The 19,282-nt window shown below is 35.2% G+C and carries 22 protein-coding genes; 19 read left to right on the top strand and 3 right to left on the bottom strand.

What is annotated here, in order from left to right:
- Nucleotides 1-62: 62 nt before the first annotated feature.
- On the top strand, nt 63-644 hold the full coding sequence (gene yfbR, locus QA584_RS25095) for a 5'-deoxynucleotidase (protein ID WP_278271840.1): 582 nt from the start codon (nt 63-65) through the stop codon (nt 642-644).
- Nucleotides 645-825: 181 nt separating this feature from the next.
- Here yfbR and QA584_RS25090 read toward each other — a convergent pair whose 3' ends face one another.
- The gene (locus QA584_RS25090; RefSeq protein ID WP_278271839.1) at nt 826-1,179 is read right to left on the bottom strand and encodes a VOC family protein; all 354 of its coding nucleotides are present in this window, start codon (nt 1,177-1,179) and stop codon (nt 826-828) included.
- Between the two features lie 720 nt (nt 1,180-1,899).
- Between QA584_RS25090 and guaA the strand changes: the two genes are divergently transcribed.
- On the top strand, nt 1,900-3,435 hold the full coding sequence (guaA, locus tag QA584_RS25085; RefSeq protein ID WP_278271838.1) for a glutamine-hydrolyzing GMP synthase: 1,536 nt from the start codon (nt 1,900-1,902) through the stop codon (nt 3,433-3,435).
- Between the two features lie 178 nt (nt 3,436-3,613).
- Here guaA and QA584_RS25080 read toward each other — a convergent pair whose 3' ends face one another.
- The gene (locus QA584_RS25080; RefSeq protein WP_278271837.1) at nt 3,614-4,285 is read right to left on the bottom strand and encodes a site-specific integrase; all 672 of its coding nucleotides are present in this window, start codon (nt 4,283-4,285) and stop codon (nt 3,614-3,616) included.
- Nucleotides 4,286-4,488: 203 nt separating this feature from the next.
- On the opposite strand from QA584_RS25080, the gene QA584_RS25075 reads away from it, so the two are divergent.
- The 11 genes from QA584_RS25075 (at nt 4,489) to QA584_RS25030 (ending at nt 12,720) form a co-directional block, all read left to right on the top strand.
- The gene (locus tag QA584_RS25075; RefSeq protein ID WP_278271836.1) at nt 4,489-4,674 is read left to right on the top strand and encodes a helix-turn-helix domain-containing protein; all 186 of its coding nucleotides are present in this window, start codon (nt 4,489-4,491) and stop codon (nt 4,672-4,674) included.
- A 24-nt stretch (nt 4,675-4,698) separates the two neighbouring features.
- Nucleotides 4,699-4,857, top strand: a complete 159-nt coding sequence (locus QA584_RS25070) for a DNA cytosine methyltransferase (protein WP_278271835.1) — start codon at nt 4,699-4,701, stop codon at nt 4,855-4,857.
- A 10-nt stretch (nt 4,858-4,867) separates the two neighbouring features.
- Nucleotides 4,868-4,993 (top strand): DNA cytosine methyltransferase, encoded by a 126-nt coding sequence (locus QA584_RS28915; RefSeq protein WP_442870344.1) that lies wholly within the window; start codon nt 4,868-4,870, stop codon nt 4,991-4,993.
- A gap of 41 nt (nt 4,994-5,034) precedes the next feature.
- Entirely contained in the window at nt 5,035-5,235 is a 201-nt protein-coding gene (locus tag QA584_RS28760) for a hypothetical protein (RefSeq protein WP_334306016.1), read from the top strand.
- Between the two features lie 177 nt (nt 5,236-5,412).
- Nucleotides 5,413-6,045 (top strand): hypothetical protein, encoded by a 633-nt coding sequence (locus tag QA584_RS25060; RefSeq protein ID WP_278271834.1) that lies wholly within the window; start codon nt 5,413-5,415, stop codon nt 6,043-6,045.
- 22 nt (nt 6,046-6,067) lie between these two features.
- Complete coding sequence (locus tag QA584_RS25055) at nt 6,068-6,493, top strand: hypothetical protein (RefSeq protein WP_278271833.1); 426 nt, start codon at nt 6,068-6,070, stop codon at nt 6,491-6,493.
- A 72-nt stretch (nt 6,494-6,565) separates the two neighbouring features.
- Nucleotides 6,566-6,937, top strand: coding sequence for a hypothetical protein (locus QA584_RS25050; protein ID WP_278271832.1), 372 nt, complete (start codon nt 6,566-6,568; stop codon nt 6,935-6,937).
- Entirely contained in the window at nt 6,892-7,362 is a 471-nt protein-coding gene (locus QA584_RS25045) for a hypothetical protein (protein WP_278271831.1), read from the top strand. The genes QA584_RS25050 and QA584_RS25045 overlap by 46 nt, the downstream gene beginning before the upstream one ends.
- Nucleotides 7,363-7,689: 327 nt before the next feature.
- Nucleotides 7,690-9,159 (top strand): ATP-binding protein, encoded by a 1,470-nt coding sequence (locus tag QA584_RS25040; protein WP_278271830.1) that lies wholly within the window; start codon nt 7,690-7,692, stop codon nt 9,157-9,159.
- Nucleotides 9,160-9,317: 158 nt separating this feature from the next.
- Nucleotides 9,318-12,278 (top strand): TOTE conflict system archaeo-eukaryotic primase domain-containing protein, encoded by a 2,961-nt coding sequence (locus QA584_RS25035; RefSeq protein WP_278271829.1) that lies wholly within the window; start codon nt 9,318-9,320, stop codon nt 12,276-12,278.
- A 79-nt stretch (nt 12,279-12,357) separates the two neighbouring features.
- Entirely contained in the window at nt 12,358-12,720 is a 363-nt protein-coding gene (locus tag QA584_RS25030; protein WP_278271828.1) for a hypothetical protein, read from the top strand.
- Nucleotides 12,721-12,781: 61 nt separating this feature from the next.
- Here the strand turns inward: QA584_RS25030 and QA584_RS25025 are convergent, their stop codons facing one another.
- Complete coding sequence (locus QA584_RS25025; protein WP_278271827.1) at nt 12,782-13,147, bottom strand: plasmid mobilization protein; 366 nt, start codon at nt 13,145-13,147, stop codon at nt 12,782-12,784.
- Nucleotides 13,148-13,771: 624 nt separating this feature from the next.
- On the opposite strand from QA584_RS25025, the gene QA584_RS25020 reads away from it, so the two are divergent.
- The 6 genes from QA584_RS25020 (at nt 13,772) to QA584_RS24995 (ending at nt 19,254) form a co-directional block, all read left to right on the top strand.
- Nucleotides 13,772-14,512, top strand: a complete 741-nt coding sequence (locus tag QA584_RS25020; RefSeq protein ID WP_278271826.1) for a helix-turn-helix domain-containing protein — start codon at nt 13,772-13,774, stop codon at nt 14,510-14,512.
- 32 nt (nt 14,513-14,544) lie between these two features.
- Complete coding sequence (locus QA584_RS25015) at nt 14,545-14,994, top strand: GNAT family N-acetyltransferase (protein ID WP_278271825.1); 450 nt, start codon at nt 14,545-14,547, stop codon at nt 14,992-14,994.
- Nucleotides 14,995-15,065: 71 nt separating this feature from the next.
- Entirely contained in the window at nt 15,066-15,986 is a 921-nt protein-coding gene (locus QA584_RS25010) for an AraC family transcriptional regulator (RefSeq protein ID WP_278271824.1), read from the top strand.
- An 18-nt stretch (nt 15,987-16,004) separates the two neighbouring features.
- Complete coding sequence (locus tag QA584_RS25005) at nt 16,005-16,988, top strand: serine hydrolase domain-containing protein (RefSeq protein ID WP_278271823.1); 984 nt, start codon at nt 16,005-16,007, stop codon at nt 16,986-16,988.
- Nucleotides 16,989-17,278: 290 nt separating this feature from the next.
- Entirely contained in the window at nt 17,279-18,277 is a 999-nt protein-coding gene (locus QA584_RS25000) for a DNA cytosine methyltransferase (protein ID WP_278271822.1), read from the top strand.
- Nucleotides 18,220-19,254 carry a HaeIII family restriction endonuclease gene (locus QA584_RS24995; protein WP_278271821.1) on the top strand — a complete coding sequence of 345 codons (1,035 nt, stop codon included), beginning with the start codon at nt 18,220-18,222 and terminating at the stop codon, nt 19,252-19,254. The genes QA584_RS25000 and QA584_RS24995 overlap by 58 nt, the downstream gene beginning before the upstream one ends.
- Nucleotides 19,255-19,282: the final 28 nt, after the last annotated feature.

The raw sequence follows: 19,282 nt of genomic DNA, 5'->3' as shown, positions 1-19,282 counted from the left end.
TATGTAATACAGCAGAGGTGATACTATAGTTAAGTTTTAATCGCTTCGAGATTGGAGTATATATGGACAGCCATTTCTTTGCTATGATGTCACGAATGAAATATATAGAACGATGGGCACTCATGCGAAACTCACAGACAGAGAATATATCCGAACATTCCCTGGAGGTAAGCATGTTAGCCCATGCACTGGCTGTTATCAGCAATAAACGCCTGGGTAATACTTTGAATGCAGAAAAAGCTGCTCTAATTGGTCTTTATCATGACTCTACTGAGATTATAACCGGAGATATGCCAACTCCGGTTAAATATTATAATAAAGAGATTCAGGCTGCCTTTAAAGACATAGAAAAAATAGCAGCCAGACGTTTAGTTGACATGCTGCCGGAAGATATGAGGGATTCCTATCAATCCATCTTTTTTCAAATGGAAGGGGAGGAATATCTTTGGAAACTACTGAAAGCTGCAGATAAACTCTCGGCACTCATAAAATGCATACAGGAAGAAAATGCAGGTAATACGGAGTTTTCCAGTGCAAAGCTAAGTTTAACAGAGACATTAAGGGAGATGGAACTTAAGGAAGTGGAGATATTTATGGAAGAGTTTCTGCCTTCTTATTATAAAACTTTGGATGAACTTAATTGACTATATTTGATAAAAAATAAATAATATATGGGCAAAAAAAAGAGGGGCAGTAAGATACCAATGTCATTAAGTTAAGATGACATTGGTATCTTACCCTCTTAAATTTTTATTTTAATATTCCATAATAAAATGTTATGTAAATTATTAAATCTGAACATTCTAATGAAAAGCGTTTCTTAATTTACTTTTGCTCAGGAAAACTCCTAAAATATATATCATTACCGTCCGGATCTTTAAAATGCATGTTCTTGGCGCCCCAAGGCTGTAATGTAGGTCCATCTAGAATGGGAATTTCAAGTTTTATGAAACGCTCATACTCTATATCTACGTCATCCACAGTAAAGGCCAGGCTGATATTCGGACTTGGATTATTTTTAATTGTCCCGTCATTATAAACTGTTAAGGTGGTCCCCTCGGTAATTATGAATTGATGTACTTCGTCTTTACAATCAGAACTGATATATAATATTTTTCTGTAAAAATCAGCCAATCTGATTACATCATTTGTTCCTAAACATACTTCTCCTAAAATCATCTCTTAGTTACCTCTTTCTATTAGTTTTGTATTTTGTATTAGATTGTAATTTGGGTTCATAATGTAATATAAAGTATGAGTTTCAAAATTTGAGTTATATTGATGATTTCATTTGTAATCTAAGATATATAGTTCGAATTCAAAATTCGAGGTCAAGATTCGCGTTCAAGATTCGAGTTCAAAATCCGAGGTCAAGATTCGAGTTCAAAATTCGAGTTCAATATTCGCGTTCAAGATTCGAGTTCAAAATCCGAGTTTAAAATTCGAGTTCAAATTCCAAGTTTAAAATTTGAGCTGTATTAGTTCAAATTCAAAAAAAGGTATATGGAATGAGGACATAAAGTTATAAACTTATTAATGCATAGGATACCGATGTTAGTCGTCGCTTAGCGTTTAAAAGAACATTATGCTTTGATTTATTATACTATAGAAAGAACGTGTGTTCAAGGGTGTAATCCATTTTATTTACAGGTCTTAATTCTATTAAGTTTCAATTGATTTACAATTAAATTTACAGGGATTTATCCTAAAGACTCCATAAAATAGGATACAGCTTAAAATAAAACTTTTTCAAATTGCCTTTATAGATAAGTTGCACAGATTTTAATATAATAATGAAATATTTTGTACTGGTGTTCACGAAAAAAATGTTGTAAAATAGGCTATATGTTTAAATTGACAAGATACCAGATAATCATAGTCTAGTAGGAGGAAAAACGAGTGGATAAGGAAATAGTAATTGTCTTGGATTTTGGAGGTCAGTACAATCAGCTGATAGCCAGAAGAGTAAGGGAATGTAATGTATATTGCGAGGTATTGCCTTACAACACAAGTCTTGAAAGAATAAAAGAAATAAATCCCAAGGGTATCATATTTACCGGTGGGCCGGCCAGTGTCTATGCAGAAGACTCTCCAACCTGCGATAAAGAAATATTTGAATTAGGTATTCCGGTTCTGGGAATCTGCTATGGCTGCCAGTTAATGACGTATTTACTTGGCGGTAAGGTTTCCAAAGCTCCTGTCAGAGAATATGGTAAGACAGAAGTAAAGGTGAATAAAAATTCAAAATTATTTGAAGATGTAATGGAAAGCTTGATCTGCTGGATGAGCCATACCGATTACGTTGAAGTATTACCCGAGGGCTTTACTGTATCTGCCCATTCCGATTCCTGCCCGGTAGCCGGCTTAGAAAAGCCTTCACAGAATTTATATGGTGTACAATTCCATCCGGAAGTTGTCCATACCCAGGAAGGAACCAAAATGCTTCACAACTTCCTTTATAAGGTATGTAACTGTGCCGGAGACTGGAAGATGGATTCCTTTGCGGAAGAATCCATAAAAGCGTTAAAAGAAAAGATCGGTGATAAAAAAGTATTATGCGCCTTATCCGGCGGAGTAGATTCCTCTGTAGCTGCAGTAATGATTAGTAAGGCTGTTGGAAAGCAATTAACCTGTATTTTCGTTGACCACGGTCTGCTTCGTAAAAACGAAGGTGACGAAGTTGAGAAGATATTTACAGAGCAGTTTGATGTGAACTTTATCCGTGTAAATGTTCAGCAGAGATTTTATGATAAATTAGCAGGTGTGTCCGAGCCTGAGACTAAGAGAAAAATCATCGGTGAAGAGTTCATTCGTGTATTTGAAGAAGAAGCGAAGAAGATTGGAACCGTGGACTTCCTGGTTCAGGGAACGATATATCCTGACGTAATTGAGAGTGGTCTTGGCAAATCAGCAGTGATTAAAAGTCATCATAATGTAGGTGGACTACCCGATTATGTGGATTTTAAAGAGATAATAGAACCTCTTCGCAACCTGTTTAAGGATGAAGTACGAAAAGCAGGTTTGGAACTTGGAATTCCTGAAAACCTGGTCTTTAGACAGCCATTCCCGGGACCAGGACTTGCCATCCGTATCATCGGAGATGTAACAGAAGAAAAGATTAAGATATTACAGGAAGCAGATTACATTTACCGCGAAGAAATTGCAAAAGCCGGATTGGACAGATCCATAGGACAATATTTCGCTGCCCTTACTAACATGCGCTCCGTTGGTGTTATGGGAGATGAGAGAACCTATGATTATGCAGTGGCTCTTCGTGCCGTAACTACCTCGGATTTCATGACAGCGGAAGCTGCGGAACTGCCTTGGGAAGTTATTGGGAAGGTGTCATCTCGAATTGTAAATGAAGTGAAACATATTAATAGAGTGCTCTATGACTGTACGGGTAAGCCACCGGCTACGATAGAGTTTGAATAGTAGCGATGAGTCTGGGAAGCCTTATAAAATAGGGCGTTCCTGGACTTTTCTTTTGTCTCTGCTACTACTCTGCTACTAACCGCAACTATCCTTTTTCTTAGTTATTATGTGGCTTATAGTAGAATTTAGTGACAATACAGCGCATGATTTTACAGCATGGCTGTTATTAAAGTTGATATTAAACAATGTTTCGAATTGGCATTTGGATTATTTTTCCGGGTGCCTTTTCTTTTGGAACAGGACCAATTGGTGTTGGTGGAAAATTAGCTGCTGCTGTGTCTTCCATAGTATCTTCAAAAATGTCCAGTGAAAAGATATTATCTGGAGAAGGTGGTGTAGGAATTGCTTTCTCACCAAGATTTTGAAGATTATCAACCAATTCTTTCTGTTTGTGTGGAAACATGTGCGAGTAAGTGTTTAACGTTGTGGATACTTTCTCATGTCCCAGTCTGTCAGCAATCACAATTGCATCGTAGCCCTCATTGATAAGAAGGGAAACGTGCGAGTGTCTTACGTCATGAATTCGTATTTTCTTTACTCCAGAGGCTTTGGTGCCTCGTTTCATTTCATGTGCAAGAAATGATTTGGTGAAAGGAAATAATCTGCTCTTTGGATCAAGCATATATTGTCTGTCTATATAATCCTTTACTTCTTGAAATAGAAAGTCTGGAATAGGAACGGTGCGCTTGCTTTTCTTGGTCTTTGGAGTAGTAATAACATCTTTTCCTTTGCTTCGGGAGTAGGTCTTATTGACACGAATATTCTTTTCGGTAAGATTAATATCTTCCGCTGTCAGAGCTAGCAATTCACCTTCTCGGATACCTGTCCAATATAAAATTTCAAAACACATATACGATACAGGTTATCCTTGATTGCGTCTCGAAAAGCAAGAAATTCAGGTGTGCGTTGGCTGGTCATTATTAAATTTATGAAAAAATAAATACCATTAAATCATACTTAACAAGTAAAATATCGGTTGTTATTTCACATTTTATTATGTATAATTTTAAATTAGGGTAACTATACTTAGTATCAAAAAATGGAGGAAAAGCAATGTCAGAAGTTACTGAAAAATGGTCAAGTTTAGAAGAGACAGCAGATTATCTGGGAGTGACCAAAGACACTATAAGAAGCTGGATAAAAAAAGGTGCAATACCAGCACATAAGGTAGGAAGGCTTTGGAAATTCAAATTTTCTGAGGTGGATGACTGGGTGAAGACTGGGAAGAGTGCATTATAGAATTAATTACAAGGAGCAATTTCAGTGAAAAAAATTAGATTTATAGATTTGTTTTGTGGATGTGGTGGATTGAGTTTAGGCTTTGAACAAGCAGGATTTATTCCAGTTGCGGGTATTGATTTTAAGGAGTCAGCCATAAAGACATATAGGGAACATTTAAAAATCAAAAGCAATATGTGTTGATATATCGTCAATGGATGAAAAACAAATTAAAGAAGAATTAGGAGGTTTGCCTAAGATAGACATTATTATAGGCGGTCCACCTTGTCAGGGATTTTCAAATGCAAATAAGAATTATGTTTGTTATTACAAAAGGTGAGAAATTCGATTTATAATTAATAATAGCTTCATAAAGCATTATTGCATAAGGGATACTGGTACAGAAAAAACTGCAAAGTTTTTTATGGGAAGCCAGATGTTGTACTCAAAAAATACAGTATAGCAATATTCTGTGATGGAGAATTTTTTCATGGAAAAGACTGGGAAGTATTGAAATCTAGATTAGAAAAGCGTAATAATGGCGAGTGCTGGATTAGCAAGATTTCTCGATATAGAGAATGAGATGATAAGGTCAACAAAAGAATTTTATTTGAAGGGTGGACGTTTGTTAGGTTTTGGAGCGATGATATTAAGCGGCATGTGGACGAATGCATAAAGATTGTGGAAGAGATGACATTTGATATAAAGATAAATGAAGATAAAATATAAGCTTTCGAAAAAACGGAGGAAAAGATAAGGATGTTTGATGCATTGACATATCAGATGATGATGGAAGAAATAAATGATAATGTTAGACGGCATGGTATTATGGATGACACAATTGGTATTCTTGTAACTAGACCAGATCTTCCTACGGGAAAAAATATTATGAACAGCTTAGAATATTTTCATTTTCGCACAGGAAAGTCAGTTAATTTCTATTTGCCAGGTTATGGAGCTTATTGGCCAAAAACTGATTATCCTGATGGAAAAATCGTCACCGTGATTGATGGAGTAAATTGGTCCTTTAGTAATCAAATGTTTGTACAATTTATCTCTCAATTAGAGAAATATTCAAAATGGCAGTATTCTGGAGAAAGTGAATTGTTGTTAGTAGAATTAAAAAACGGAATTCTTTCGTATGAAAACATGATGCAGTTTCATTTGGATAATATGATTCGAGACAATGTAATTCAATCGGTTTATCAATTTTTTGAACAATTGTTTAGCATATGTTCGGATAAAGAGACTTTGAATCAAATAAGTAATGCTTTTGGAATCAATAAGCTGAAACAAATTAGTAAAGAGAAACTTTTAGAAAAAATGCCGTTAGATATAGGAAATGTTCTTAAACAGGAAAAATACTTTTGCATAAAAAATATGCAAGTGTAAAGCTGATAAAAGGAGGAATTTTATGGAGGATATTTTTGTATCAGAATTTTTTCGTTTAGATAATGAATTGGATGAAATAAATGACTTTTTTCGCACAATAATGATTTTGCTTGATAATTCTAATAATAAGGATGATAAATTGTATCGAACTGCGTTGGAGAAATTTGATTTCCCGGGAGTAAAAGGGATTAATTTGGGCGTATCAGAAACTGGAATGGATGCGGGGTTTGGACCAATATTATCGGAGCAAGTTATTAGTGATGCTTTTGATATCGTAGAGGCAGGCTCAAAGCAGCCAGAAATTTTTCAATTAGTTGGTTTGTTTGAAAAAAATGTTTCATCTGATCGATTAAGTGATATGATAGCAACCATTATTCTGCCGGATATTAGGGAATATACTCGGAAAGTGAACCGTAAATTAGGACTAAATTTTGCTAGATATTATTAGATTAAATTCAGGGATGAAATCGCAATTAATCCATTTAAAAATTGTGAATTACTATATTTACCCATAGATATCTTGCATGAAATTCCAATTGCTCGTTCTTGGAGTGACATCGATAGGGTAATTGCAGAGAATAAAGCAATTAGAGACGAAGTAAATGAAGCAGTAGGAAAAGAATGGAGAAAAATGTGTTCTGCCGACAAAAAAGAGTATATAAAAAATCATATATTTCATGATTTTGACAGATGTATGCGTCTGATTGAAAGCTATAGGCAGGCGGAGATAAATGAATACGAATTAGCAAATAATTGGGATTATTTGATTGCAGATACATTTAAACAGATGAAGAAGTGCGGACTTTTTAATTTCTTAGAACACGCAGATAATTCTGGAATCGATAGTTGGCATGCATCTTTAAAGGTTCTATCACTTCTAAGGATTGGATAGAAAATAATAAAGGATGGGATGAAATTATATCGATAGCCACAAATAGAAGAGAAAAGTCATTGCAACGATTATTACATTTGAGTGGAAAATATTATTGCTCAACAAATAACATTGATATGTCTTTTGAAGCAAATGAAGGACCAGGTCCTGTAGATTTGAAAATCAGTCGAGGAATGGATAAAACAGTTGTGGAAATAAAATTGTCTTCAAATGAGGATTATATGCATGGGTATGAAGAACAAATAGAAAAGTATGCAAAAGCAGAGGAAACTGATAAAAGAATATTTGTGTACGTTAAAGTTGTAAATCCTATAAGAGACAAGAAAATAGAACAAAGACATATAGAAAGAACTGAGAGTTTCGAGAACTCACCATTACTATTTGTCATTGACTCTCAAATACAAAAAACAGCAAGTAAAAAGTAAATAAAAATCACAAAGATACTTATTAAAAGAATAAAATTACTCATAAAAAGTACGAGAAAGACTTGATAAAATAGATCAGTTCTTTGGTGGATATTGTGAAGTTTATAGAATGAAATGAGATGGGGAATAATAGAGAATATTATTCATACCATTTGTGTATTTGCAAACGACTTGGAGAATGTTAATAGTGTAAATGGTCAAGCTCCACTAAGGAATTATACTAGAATATTATTAAATTAATATATCCAAAGAAACAATGAATTCGTAGAACTAAGCCATAAAAAATATGTATTTATTATAAGTCAAAACATAGAGGTAGGTGAAATAATGGCAACTAGATCAATAGAATATCTTCAAAGTCTTGTCAGGGAATTAGCAAAGCTTCCAAGTGAAGTTGAATGGGTTGAATTTAAATGTAATAGCAAAGATCCAGAGAGAATAGCAGAATATATTTCAGGACTTAGTAATGTGGCAGCTTTGTTTGAAAAACCAAAAGCATATCTTGTATGGGGAATAGAGGATGATACACATGAGATAAGTGGTACTAATTTTGAATACAGAAAGATGAAAAAAGGAAACGAAGAATTAGAAGCATGGCTTGCAAGAATGATAAATCCTAAGATAAATTTTAAGTTTTTTGAAGTGTCGATGGGGAATAATATAACAGTGGTGTTATTAGAAATTCCGTGTGCAGAAACAGAAACAACCAAGTTTGGAGCAACTGCGTATATACGTGTAGGTACTAATTTAAAACCGTTGGTAGGATATAAGGACAAGGAAATGGAGTTATGGAGAATATTTGATACGACTCCATACGAACTTCGTATTGCTGCTAGTAATATGATGGAAGATGAAATTGTTATGCTTCTTGAATATCCAAGGTATTATGATAAAATGGAACTGCCTATTCCGAGAAACCGCGACAAAGTTTTTGAGGATTTAAATAACGAAAAATTTATTAAGAAGAATGATGCAGGAAATTGGGATATTACTAATTTAGGTGCATTGATGATTGCAAAGGATTTAAAGAAGTTTGATAATCTTGCACGTAGAACGGTTAGAGTTATCTGGTATAAGGGCATTTCTAGGTTGGAGGCAGTAAGAGAAAAAGAGTTCTCCGGTGGCTATGCTTTTGCATACGAAGACATTGTGCAGTACATTATGACGATTATTCCTCAGGAAGAGGTAATTGTAGAGGCTACTAGAAAGTCGATTTTTAGCTTTCCAGAAATTGCTATCCGTGAATTGATTGCTAATATTATGATACATCAATCACTGGAACAACGTGGTACTAATCCGATGGTAGAGATTTTTGAAAATAGAATTGAGTTTTCGAATGCAGGTGCACCGCTTATTTCAATCGATCGTATTGTAGATACGGTTCCAGTATCTCGAAATGAGAATATGGCTGGATTTATGCATAAATGTGGTATATGCGAGGAACGTGGTAGTGGATACGATAAAATTGTAGCAGCAACCAGTCGGAATGAAATGCTTGCTCCTCGTATTGAAAATCAAAATAATCAATTTACAAAAGTTGTTTTGTTTGCAAAAGTCCCATTTGATATTACTACAAAAGAAGATCGTATCAGAACATGTTATATGCAAGCGTGTCTGGCATATGTTAACTTTGGTGCTGTTGGAAATTCTGACATTAGAGAAGTGTTTGGATTGACGGATAAAGAAAGTTATAAATCCTCTCGAGTTATTAAGGACACAGTAGATGCGGGCTTAATTAAACCACTTGATGAAAATACGGCGCCTAGATATATGAAATATATTCCTCACTGGGCATAAGTTTAACTTGCAGTAACTTGCAATAAAATGTTTTATCGGACTTATACCATCCATTTTTAACGAAAAACACATGGAACTGAGCTGAAAACATCAAAATTTAACTTGCAGTAACTTGCAACAACTTGCAGCCTGATAGGAAAAGTAAAGGAGGTATTCCCATGGATGACAAAGATAAAATAATACAAGAATTACAACAAAAAGTTTACAATCTGGAATCCAGAGTGGATTATCTTCAAGGTATTTTGATGGAAGCAAAGATTCCTTATAAAAATGATGTTGACCAACCTGAAGAAACAGAGCTACATACTGACTCTACTGAAGAAAATCAAGGAGCACTTATAATTCCAGAAGTTATAACCCAAAATCACGCAAAATACTTTTATTCTATGTTCAAAGGAAGAATGGATGTATATAGCAAGCGTGGTGGTAAGCCTAATCCTAAGACAGGAAAGACTGGTTATTATACGCAGTGTTGGAACTTCTGGAAAGATGGTATATGTCCTAAGAAAACTGGTAACAAGATCAAGTGTGGTGAGTGTAAGAATCAAAACTATAAGCCACTGATTGGTGAAAATATAATGAATCACCTAAAAGGCGAAAGAGAGGATTGCTCTGACGTAATTGGCTTATATCCGATGTTTCCGGATGAAACATGTAATTTCCTCGTGTTTGATTTTGATAATCATGATGAAAAAACAAATGGAGATGATTTTGCAAATACTGACGATGAATGGATGGAAGAAGTAAATGCAATGCGTGCCATATGTGAAAATAATAATATTCAAGTATTGGTGGAACGCTCACGCTCAGGGAAGGGTGCACATATTTGGCTGTTTTTTGATGAATCTATTCCTGCATCTCTTGCTCGGAAATTTGGAACAGCATTACTTACAAAAGGAGCAGAATCTGTAAATCAAAAGAATTTTAAGTCTTATGATAGAATGCTACCGGCACAGGATCATATGCCAGAGGGCGGATTGGGGAATCTGATAGCATTGCCACTACAAGGACAGGCTTTGAAAAATGGAAATAGTGCTTTTATTGATGAAAAATGGAATGCATATCCGAATCAATGGAACGTTCTAGGAGAGACCAGTAAAATATCCAAAGCTTATATTGAAGAAAAAGTAAATGAGTGGACGGCAGATGGATTACTTGGAGTTCTTGCAGAAGATATGAGTGGGAATGTAGAAAAAAGTGAAAATGAAGAATCAAAGCCATGGGAAAAGAAGAAACAAAGATTTGAGACATCTGATGTTAATGGTATTTTAAACATTACATTGGCGAATCAGATTTATATAGATATAGAGAATGTAAAGCCACGTTTGCAGAATCAAATTCGGAGATTAGCTGCATTTAGCAATCCACAGTTTTATAAGAATCAGGCAATGGGATTTTTATCACAGGGAACTGCAAGAATTATATCGTGTAGTCAGGATGTTGAACATTATGTTTGCATCCCTCGTGGTTGTGAGGAAAACCTTGTTGAACGGCTTACAGATTCAGGAGTATCATTTAATAAAGAAGATTGTAGACAAGCTGGTAGAAGCATATCAGTTTCTTTTGTAGGAGAACTGTATCCAGAACAAAAGAAAGCAGCTGATAAAATGCTTTCTTTTGATATTGGGATACTTGGAGCTGCTACTGCATTTGGAAAGACAGCTGTTGGAGCATATCTTGTGTCTGCACGTAAAGTGAATACTCTGATATTGGTTCAAAATACAGAAATTATGAAGAACTGGGTAGAGGATTTTGAAAAGTTTCTACATATTGACGAAGAACTACCAGAGTATAAAACTGCTACCGGCAGGATAAAAAAGAGAAAAAGTGTAATCGGACGTATGTATGCAGGACATAATTCGGTTACTGGAATTATAGATGTTGTAATGATTTCCTCCCTTGGCAAAAAAGGAGAAATCAACCAATTGGTGAAAGATTACGGCTTAGTTATCATGGATGAATGTCATCATGGAGCTTCGCAAACAGCAGAAGAAGTGTTAAATGAAGTAAATGCAAAATATGTCTATGGTCTGACTGCAACACCAAAACGTGATGATGGTCAAGAGCAGAAAGTATTTATGCAGTTTGGTCCAATCAGGTATCGTTACACAGCGAAGGATAAGGCAAAAGAGCAAGGAATTGAACATTTTGTTTATCCGCGTTTTACAAGGCTGGTACATGCTGAAGGAGAAACGCTAAAAATAAATGACGCATATCAAATGGTTAGAGAAAGTGACATTAGAAATAATCAGATCATTTCTGATGTAGAAGCTTGTCTTGAGAATGGAAGAACACCTCTGGTGTTAACAAAATTCAAAGATCATGCAGCGTATTTATATGACAAGTTAAGTGGTAAAGCGGATCATATTTTCTTGTTGCAGGGTGGAAAAAGTGCCAAAGAGCGAGATTTAATCAGAAAGAAAATGAAGGAAGTACCAGAAAATGAAACAACTGTACTCGTGGCAATAGGACAATATATTGGGGAAGGTTTTAATTATCCAAGGCTTGATACCATGATGCTAACCACACCAATCGCATGGCAGGGAAATGTAGAACAATATGCAGGGCGATTACATAGAGATTTTGAAGGAAAACAGGATGTAATAATTTATGATTATGTAGATTCACATATCCGTGTTCTGGAGAGAATGTACCATAAGAGACTTCGTGCATATAAGAAAATTGGTTATGAAATATGCTTGACGTTAACTGATAAAAAGCAGATTGCAAATGCCATTTACGACAATGAATCCTATGGGGCAATCTATGAAAAAGATCTTCTTGAAGCGAATAACAATATTATTATTTCTAGTCCAGGTATCAATGAAAAGAAAGTAAAACGAATTATTTCATTGATAAGAAAAAGGCAAGAATCTGGGGTGACGGTTACCGTCATAACCTTGAAGCCAGAAAGTTATCCTGAAAACAGAGTGGATAAGACAAGACAATTGATTAATCAGCTTATGGAGGTTGGAATAAAGGTAAGGCAGGAACCAATCATGCATGAACACTATGCGATTATTGATGAGGAAATTGTATGGTACGGAAGTATGAACTTGCTGTCTTGGGAAAAAGAAGATGACAATTTAATGCGTGTTGTAAGTAAGGAAATTGCGTAGCAGATTATGGAGATTGCGTTTGGTAAAAACATATAATACGATTAGTATTAATAGATAAAAAAGGGGACGAAGGAAAAATATGCTGGGTATAGATGAGCAAATTATAAATATTGATAAAGTTATTTGTAGACATATTGGAGCAACGGATTTTTCATCACGAGGGGCAGTATCACAAGATATTCTTGCCCAGTTAAGGAATTTTGTTGAACATATCATGCTTAAATTTTATGCACAGGGAAATGATATAAACGACTCCTATGAAAACATATGCAAGGCTGTTAAATATTCAAAAACAAATGCAAAATTAAAAGTATTAAACAAATTTTATGATTATCTAGAGATTGTGGCATCACATTATACTTTAGATGAAGAAAATTCTGAGCGATTGATGTTGAAGTATTACACATATCTGTTTAAAATACGGATTTTTGAACGAGCTTAGTTCAATTGGTAATATTATACCAGTTTTTCCAGGAAGCAATGTGAATCGTGGAAAGTTAAAGTCATTCATGATGTCCTCCTTCCCAAAGATACTTGGCACCGTCAAGCATATTAATAATAGCTTTTAGTGCAAGTTCATATTTGGTTTGAAGTGCCGAGATTTCCTCGGATGTTGGAAATGTAGTTGTAGTATCGCTAGTAAAAGTAGCATGCATGGTATAAAGTTGAAGATATAATTTTCTTAGGACTTCAACCAAAGGATATATCGTTTCTTTCTTGCCTACAACGCAGATTTGATTATAGATACAGGAACGAACAAAGTAATCTTTTTTCATCATACCGCTGGCAAGGATGTGTGCTTCAATAGCATTTCGTTCATATTCAGATACACGGAAACTTATAGTTGGATTTTTATGTTGATTGCTCATAGCAAACTCCTTTCAAAAGTCGCGACAGTGTCGCGATAATTCGCTTTGTAATTAGCAATGATTCCAGTGACTCGAAGCCACAAGGAACAACTGCCTGGTGAATAATAAAAAGTAGATTATACCAATCTTTAGAAGTTAAAAGTCTGCTACTATTCTGCTACTAAAAGAACGAAAAACAATGCGGAAAGCGTAATATTTCATGGAATAGATATACCAGAAACCGCCATTTATCAGCATTCAGTGAGCAGTGGTAAAATGCCCAGCAAGAGTTTGAGTAACCTGGAAACGCTTGGAAGCCGCTAAATAAGCGACTTCCCAGTTTTTGCGTCAGCAAAATGTCAGCAGAATTTAGAATCACAATAGAGTATTATTGATTTGGGATGAATATTTAAGTGTCAAATTCATATTTGGGGAGTTATTGAAGTTAATGCAACATGATGTGTTACATACAATCGAAAAAGAGCAAATGCCAGTTGGTTGTTATGCTACATATGATATGACATAATATATCTTGTCTAGATGACCGAAAGATAATATTTTGAATGTAGGCAGCGTAGCCGTCTGTGTTAATAAGTAAGAAACGTAGCAGATTGCGAATGTCTGCATTTATAGGAGATGAAATATATGAGCTTAGGATCAAATATATGTTTTTTGAGAAAACAGAAAAAATATACGCAGGAACAATTTGCAGAAAAGATGGGTGTTACGCGACAGACTATATCAAGGTGGGAGTCTGGCGAAGTAGTTCCGGAGCTGGCAAAACTCATTGAGATATGTGATGTTTTTACATGTAAACTTGATGCACTTGTGAAAGAAAATCTATCAGATCAGGGAGATATTTATTCAAAAGTTCAGATAAAAAGAGTAGCAGCATTTAGAATGGCGAGATATGTAATGATTTCGCCTAATCCTGAGAGCGATGTTAATGAATATATGGAGAAATGGGCTATTAGTAGTGGTCTTAAGGCTTCAAATCCAAACGCGAGAAGGATAGGATGGGATTTTCCTTTTGTATCACAGGAACAACAAAACAGATTCGGAATGCACGGATATGTGTCTGCTTATATTTTGCCAGAAGGGTTTGATACAAAATGCCCTGGCGTAGTAGAGTATGCAGAAAATGCGGAGGCTGACTACGCAATGATTACCATAAAAGAGCCTTTTATACAGCCTTTTGAGAGAATTCCTAACGCATATAAGATTATCATGGAATATCTTCAGGTAAATAATTTTAAAGAGAAGCAACAGGATAACATTGTCAGCTGTTTTGAACACGAATATGAAGAAAACGGAATTGAGTATATGGAAGTTTATATTCATGTTGAGGGTGTTACTAAAGTTGATGCCTTTTCGCCGTTTAATTGAAGTGGCTTAAAATAGAAACGGGGGATTAATTAATGATGCAGTTGACAAAAGCCGGTACATTGGATGTAGTGGTGATAAATAGTATTTCAAAGCGTGCATTTGATAGTGATATTATTGTTGGAGCATCGTCAAGAGGAGGCCCACCTGGATATATGTCTGTAAGTTTTCATATTAAGATGGCAAAGGAAAATCATTTATATAAATTATTAGTGGATGGTCTTATTGTAGGAGGCGCCATTCTTTTTGTGGATGGATTACAACTTAATATTGGTAGAATATTTGTAGACCCTGAATATTTCAAAAAAGGGTATGGTATATTTATTATGCAAGAAATTGAAAGAATCTTTTCTGATGCAAAAGAATTATATCTTGATACACCTGTTTGGAACATTCGAACAAATGCTTTTTATCAAAAACTGGGATATATTGTGTATAAGAAAGAGGATGAGTTCATTTACTATAGTAAGAAGATAAACAACTGATGAAATGCTTGGTTTGAATACCATTGAACAGGAGAATATAGCAATGGATGCCGTTACAGGGAGAACGATTTATGTCAGACAAATGTAAAAATGAGTATATATCCAGAATATGTAAAGTACAGGACTATATCGAAAAAAACTATTTTCATAATGTTTCAGTGGAAAAGCTTGCAGATGTTGCAGGCTTTTCGAGGTATCATTTTAATAGAATATTTAAGAGCATTTTGAACGAATCGGTATCCCAATATGTTAATCGTATTCGTATAGAACATTCACTTTTTCTCCTAGCTTATCGCACAGATATATCATTAACAGATATTGCATTGGAATTGGGATATACAGATTCTGCAATATTTTCAAGAGCGTTTAAAAATAATTATGGAATTAGTCCATACGCATATCGAAAGAAATATAGCACAAAGTGCAAAGAAAATATTTTTATTTCTGAATATAATGAACCTGTAAAAAAGAAAAAATGGGTTCAAAAATCATATTTAAACTTGGGAGAAATCCGCATAGAATCAAGGGATGAGGTGCCTGCTGTCTATGTACGTCATGTAGGTAATTACAAGTCGTTAGAAAAAAAATATACAAAACTAATGCATCGACTATGTAGGGAAGCAGCAAAACAGCATCTGATGGACCATGATAATGTGGAGATTCTGGCAATGTATCATGATAATCCAGAATTTAGTCTGGAAGATCAGTTTCGGACCAGTTTATGCGTGTCTTTACCAAAGGGTACAAATCCTTTAGTAAATGATAAACTGGGTGTTATGAAAATTGAAGGTGGTCTATATGCAATTGGACACTTCAGGATACAACAAGAGCAGTTTCAGGATGCATGGGACTTTATGTATCAACAGTGGTTATTTACAAGTGATTATGTTCCACGAGATGTTTGCCCTTTTGAAGTATATTTGAATAATCCTATGGAGGAAGCGAATCATCACATTGAGGTAGATATCTATATGCCAATTGAGCCCATATAATTTGAAAGAGGGTATTATATGGATAAGAAAGAATTACATAGTTTCGTAGAAAAAGAACAGCCAAACATATGCCAGATAGTTGTACTTAAAGATGGAGAAGAAGTATATTCAGATGAATGGAATGATTATAAAAAAAGTGATTGCGTTCATGTTATGTCAGCGACAAAAAGCATTGTATCATTATTAATTGGTATAGCCATAGATCAAGAGTTAATAAATAGTATAAACGATAAAGTGCTGGACTATTTTCCGGACTATAAAGTGAAACGTGGTGAGAAAACTATTTATGATATTACCATTCGGCATTTGCTTACGATGACGGCGCCTTATAAATGTAAAGGAGATCCATGGACTAAAGTATGCTCCAGTGATGATTGGACTTTAACCTCTTTGGATATTTTAGGGGGGAGAAAGGGTATCACGAATGAATTTAGATACCAAACTGTTTGCCTGCATATATTAACTGGTATATTAAATAAAGTATCTAAAATGACTACAGTAGATTTTGCAAATAAGTATTTATTTGAACCAATAGGAGTACAAAAACATATTAATTACTTAGCTGAAACAGCGGAGGAACATAAGAATTTTACGATAAATAAAGAACCAAAAGAAAATATTTGGTTTTGCGATCCACAAGGTGTAGGTACTGCTGGATATGGTCTTTGTTTGTCCGCAGAAGATATGGCGAAAATAGGATTTCTATGTTTAAACAAGGGAGTGGTAGATGGTGTACACATCATATCTTCTGAGTGGATTGATCTCATATCAACAACTACATGTTTAGCTGGAAAAGAGTTTAGAAATATGAGATATGGTTATCTCTGGTGGATAATCGATGCCGAAAAAAATATTTATGCTGCAATTGGTAACAGCGGAAATGTAATTTATATAGATTCAGAAAATAATTTGGTGATATCAGTTACCTCATATTTTAAACCAACAGTATTTGATCGTATAGATTTTATAGAAGATAGAATAAAACCGTTTGTTTTAAAATGATTTTTATGAAAATATAACACACTAAAATAAGGCAGTAATGCAATATGCGGTAATCCATCTGACATCAGATAAGCAGTGGCTTGGAGGAGAATATTTATATCTGCTATATATTAAGATAACAGGATTTCAGATTTTTGGTAGAGATTTCGTGTCAAATATGGTAGAATTAATTTGGGTTTGCCTGCACTTTCAAAATAACTCAAACTGGTAAGAATAATGAATTCATCCGAAAGTGCCAAAAGACCAATTATTTGAAATAATTAAGAAAATAAAAGATTAGGAGTATTACGATGAGAGAATTTACAGCCGTAAGTTTGTTCTGCGGGGCGGGTGGTCTGGATTTGGGATTTGACAAAGCTGGCTTCCAAACTGTCTGGGCAAACGATTTTAATGCAGATGCTTGTAAAACTCATCAGAATTGGAGCAAAGCAAAAATAGTCTGTGGTGATATTTCAAAAGTTGATATTGATACCATTCCAGATTCTGATGTAATCCTTGGAGGTTTTCCTTGCCAGGGGTTTAGTTTAAGTGGACCAAGAAAAATTGATGATTCCAGAAATGTCTTATATAAGCACTATGTAAAGATTGTTGCCGCCAAGCAGCCAAAGATATTTGTAGGGGAAAACGTAAAGGGTCTCCTTACCATGGGGGGCGGACAAATTATTGAGGCAATTCTCGAAGAATTTTCAATTTGTGGATATAATGTGTTTTATCAGTTGGTGAATGCCAAAGACTTTGGGGTTCCTCAGGACCGGGAAAGGGTCATTATTTTTGGATTTAGAAAAGATTTAAATATAGCTGATTTTAAACTGCCAATTCCCAAAATACCAATGATGACCTTATCAGATGCCTTAAAGGATTTGCCGGAGGCAAAAGCAGAGGAGATCTGCAATGCCTCATACTCTTCAAGATATATGTCGCGAAACAGAAAACGTGATTGGAACCAGGTCTCTTATACAATACCGGCAATGGCCAAGCAAGTAACCCTTTATCCAGGGTCTCCGGATATGGTGAAACTAGATAAGGATTTGTGGCAGTTTGGTAAAAATGGAATAACAAGGCGGCTTAGCTGGCGGGAGGCCGCAGCTATTCAGACCTTTCCAAAAGACCTTGACTTTTACGGAGATTTAACCAGTAAATACAAGCAGATTGGGAATGCGGTACCTGTGAAGCTTGCAGAATATGTTGCACTACAATTAAAAGCTGTATTGCTTGAAAAGGAGAATGTTTTATGGCAGCCGGAATCCAAACCTCCAATGGAAAAGCCTTTGAATATGCATGTGTCATAGCTTTGTGCGAGGAACTTGATTGTGGACAGAAAATAATCGTGGAACCATCTCCACAGATGGATACCGCGAAGAAATTATACGAAGCCATGGAAGAGGAAATGAAAAATTCTTTGGATGCAGCAGCAAGAGCAGCGGTAAGGATTATTAAACGCCTGGAACCCCAATTGGTGGAGGCAAATGGAAATTCACCGCTATTTTTTTCGTTACAAGCTGATGCAGCAGGGATTAAGGGTGATGTAAGAGACGTACTTTGCCAAAGAAAGCAAAATAAATGGGAAGTTGGTCTATCCTGTAAACATAATCACCACGCTGTAAAACACAGCCGGTTATCCAGCACCATAGATTTTGGACAAGAGTGGTTAGGTATACCTTGTTCACAGGATTATTTTGATAAGATTGTACCTTTGTTTCATGAGCTGCGGGAACTACGGGATAGCAGCAAAGAAGCTGGTACCTCGGCATTATGGAGTGATATAGATGGTAAGGCAGAAAAATATTACATTCCTGTATTACGGGCATTTATGGATGAATTAAGTAAAATCAATAGAGAGAATACAGGTATACCAGAAAAATTGGTCAAATACTTGCTTGGCAGGTATGACTTCTACAAAGTTATTACGGATGATAATAACCGGACAACTCGTATTGAAGCTATTAATATAGCAGGTACATTAAATCAGAGTTCTGGAATCCAAAAGTCAATAACAAAAATTCCGATGTTGAAAATGCCTACGCAGTTTTACCATATTGACTTCAAGCCAAATTCAAATAATACGATAGAAGTGGTATGCGATGAGGGATGGCAAATTTCTATGAGAATACATAGTGCAAGTTCAAGAGTAGAACCTTCACTGAAGTTTGATGTAAATTTGATCTCATTACCTTCAACAGTTCATACTCAGATTGAGCCATGGGATAATGATCCAGATGCAAACCGAAGACAGGGACTCGAGATATATGCAATGAAGTTTTTTTAAATATAGATATGGATGGCGTTATCATTTC

The organism is Anaerocolumna sp. AGMB13025 (genome assembly GCF_029689925.1).
Classification (GTDB): domain Bacteria; phylum Bacillota; class Clostridia; order Lachnospirales; family Lachnospiraceae; genus Anaerocolumna.
This window is presented reverse-complemented; position numbering and strand designations above follow the sequence as displayed.

What these genes read in the sequence shown, in the direction of transcription:
- QA584_RS28915 (WP_442870344.1), top strand. Translation starts at nt 4,868, where the DNA reads ATGGATGAAAAACAAATTAAAGAAGAATTAGGAGGTTTGCCTAAGATA.
- QA584_RS25075 (WP_278271836.1), top strand. Translation starts at nt 4,489, where the DNA reads ATGTCAGAAGTTACTGAAAAATGGTCAAGTTTAGAAGAGACAGCAGAT.
- QA584_RS25020 (WP_278271826.1), top strand. Translation starts at nt 13,772, where the DNA reads ATGAGCTTAGGATCAAATATATGTTTTTTGAGAAAACAGAAAAAATAT.
- QA584_RS25005 (WP_278271823.1), top strand. Translation starts at nt 16,005, where the DNA reads ATGGATAAGAAAGAATTACATAGTTTCGTAGAAAAAGAACAGCCAAAC.
- QA584_RS25010 (WP_278271824.1), top strand. Translation starts at nt 15,066, where the DNA reads ATGTCAGACAAATGTAAAAATGAGTATATATCCAGAATATGTAAAGTA.
- QA584_RS25015 (WP_278271825.1), top strand. Translation starts at nt 14,545, where the DNA reads ATGATGCAGTTGACAAAAGCCGGTACATTGGATGTAGTGGTGATAAAT.
- QA584_RS25000 (WP_278271822.1), top strand. Translation starts at nt 17,279, where the DNA reads ATGAGAGAATTTACAGCCGTAAGTTTGTTCTGCGGGGCGGGTGGTCTG.
- QA584_RS25040 (WP_278271830.1), top strand. Translation starts at nt 7,690, where the DNA reads ATGGCAACTAGATCAATAGAATATCTTCAAAGTCTTGTCAGGGAATTA.
- QA584_RS24995 (WP_278271821.1), top strand. Translation starts at nt 18,220, where the DNA reads ATGGCAGCCGGAATCCAAACCTCCAATGGAAAAGCCTTTGAATATGCA.
- QA584_RS25030 (WP_278271828.1), top strand. Translation starts at nt 12,358, where the DNA reads ATGCTGGGTATAGATGAGCAAATTATAAATATTGATAAAGTTATTTGT.
- QA584_RS25060 (WP_278271834.1), top strand. Translation starts at nt 5,413, where the DNA reads ATGTTTGATGCATTGACATATCAGATGATGATGGAAGAAATAAATGAT.
- QA584_RS25090 (WP_278271839.1), bottom strand. Translation starts at nt 1,179, where the DNA reads ATGATTTTAGGAGAAGTATGTTTAGGAACAAATGATGTAATCAGATTG.
- QA584_RS25025 (WP_278271827.1), bottom strand. Translation starts at nt 13,147, where the DNA reads ATGAGCAATCAACATAAAAATCCAACTATAAGTTTCCGTGTATCTGAA.
- QA584_RS25035 (WP_278271829.1), top strand. Translation starts at nt 9,318, where the DNA reads ATGGATGACAAAGATAAAATAATACAAGAATTACAACAAAAAGTTTAC.
- QA584_RS25055 (WP_278271833.1), top strand. Translation starts at nt 6,068, where the DNA reads ATGGAGGATATTTTTGTATCAGAATTTTTTCGTTTAGATAATGAATTG.
- yfbR (WP_278271840.1), top strand. Translation starts at nt 63, where the DNA reads ATGGACAGCCATTTCTTTGCTATGATGTCACGAATGAAATATATAGAA.
- QA584_RS25080 (WP_278271837.1), bottom strand. Translation starts at nt 4,285, where the DNA reads ATGTGTTTTGAAATTTTATATTGGACAGGTATCCGAGAAGGTGAATTG.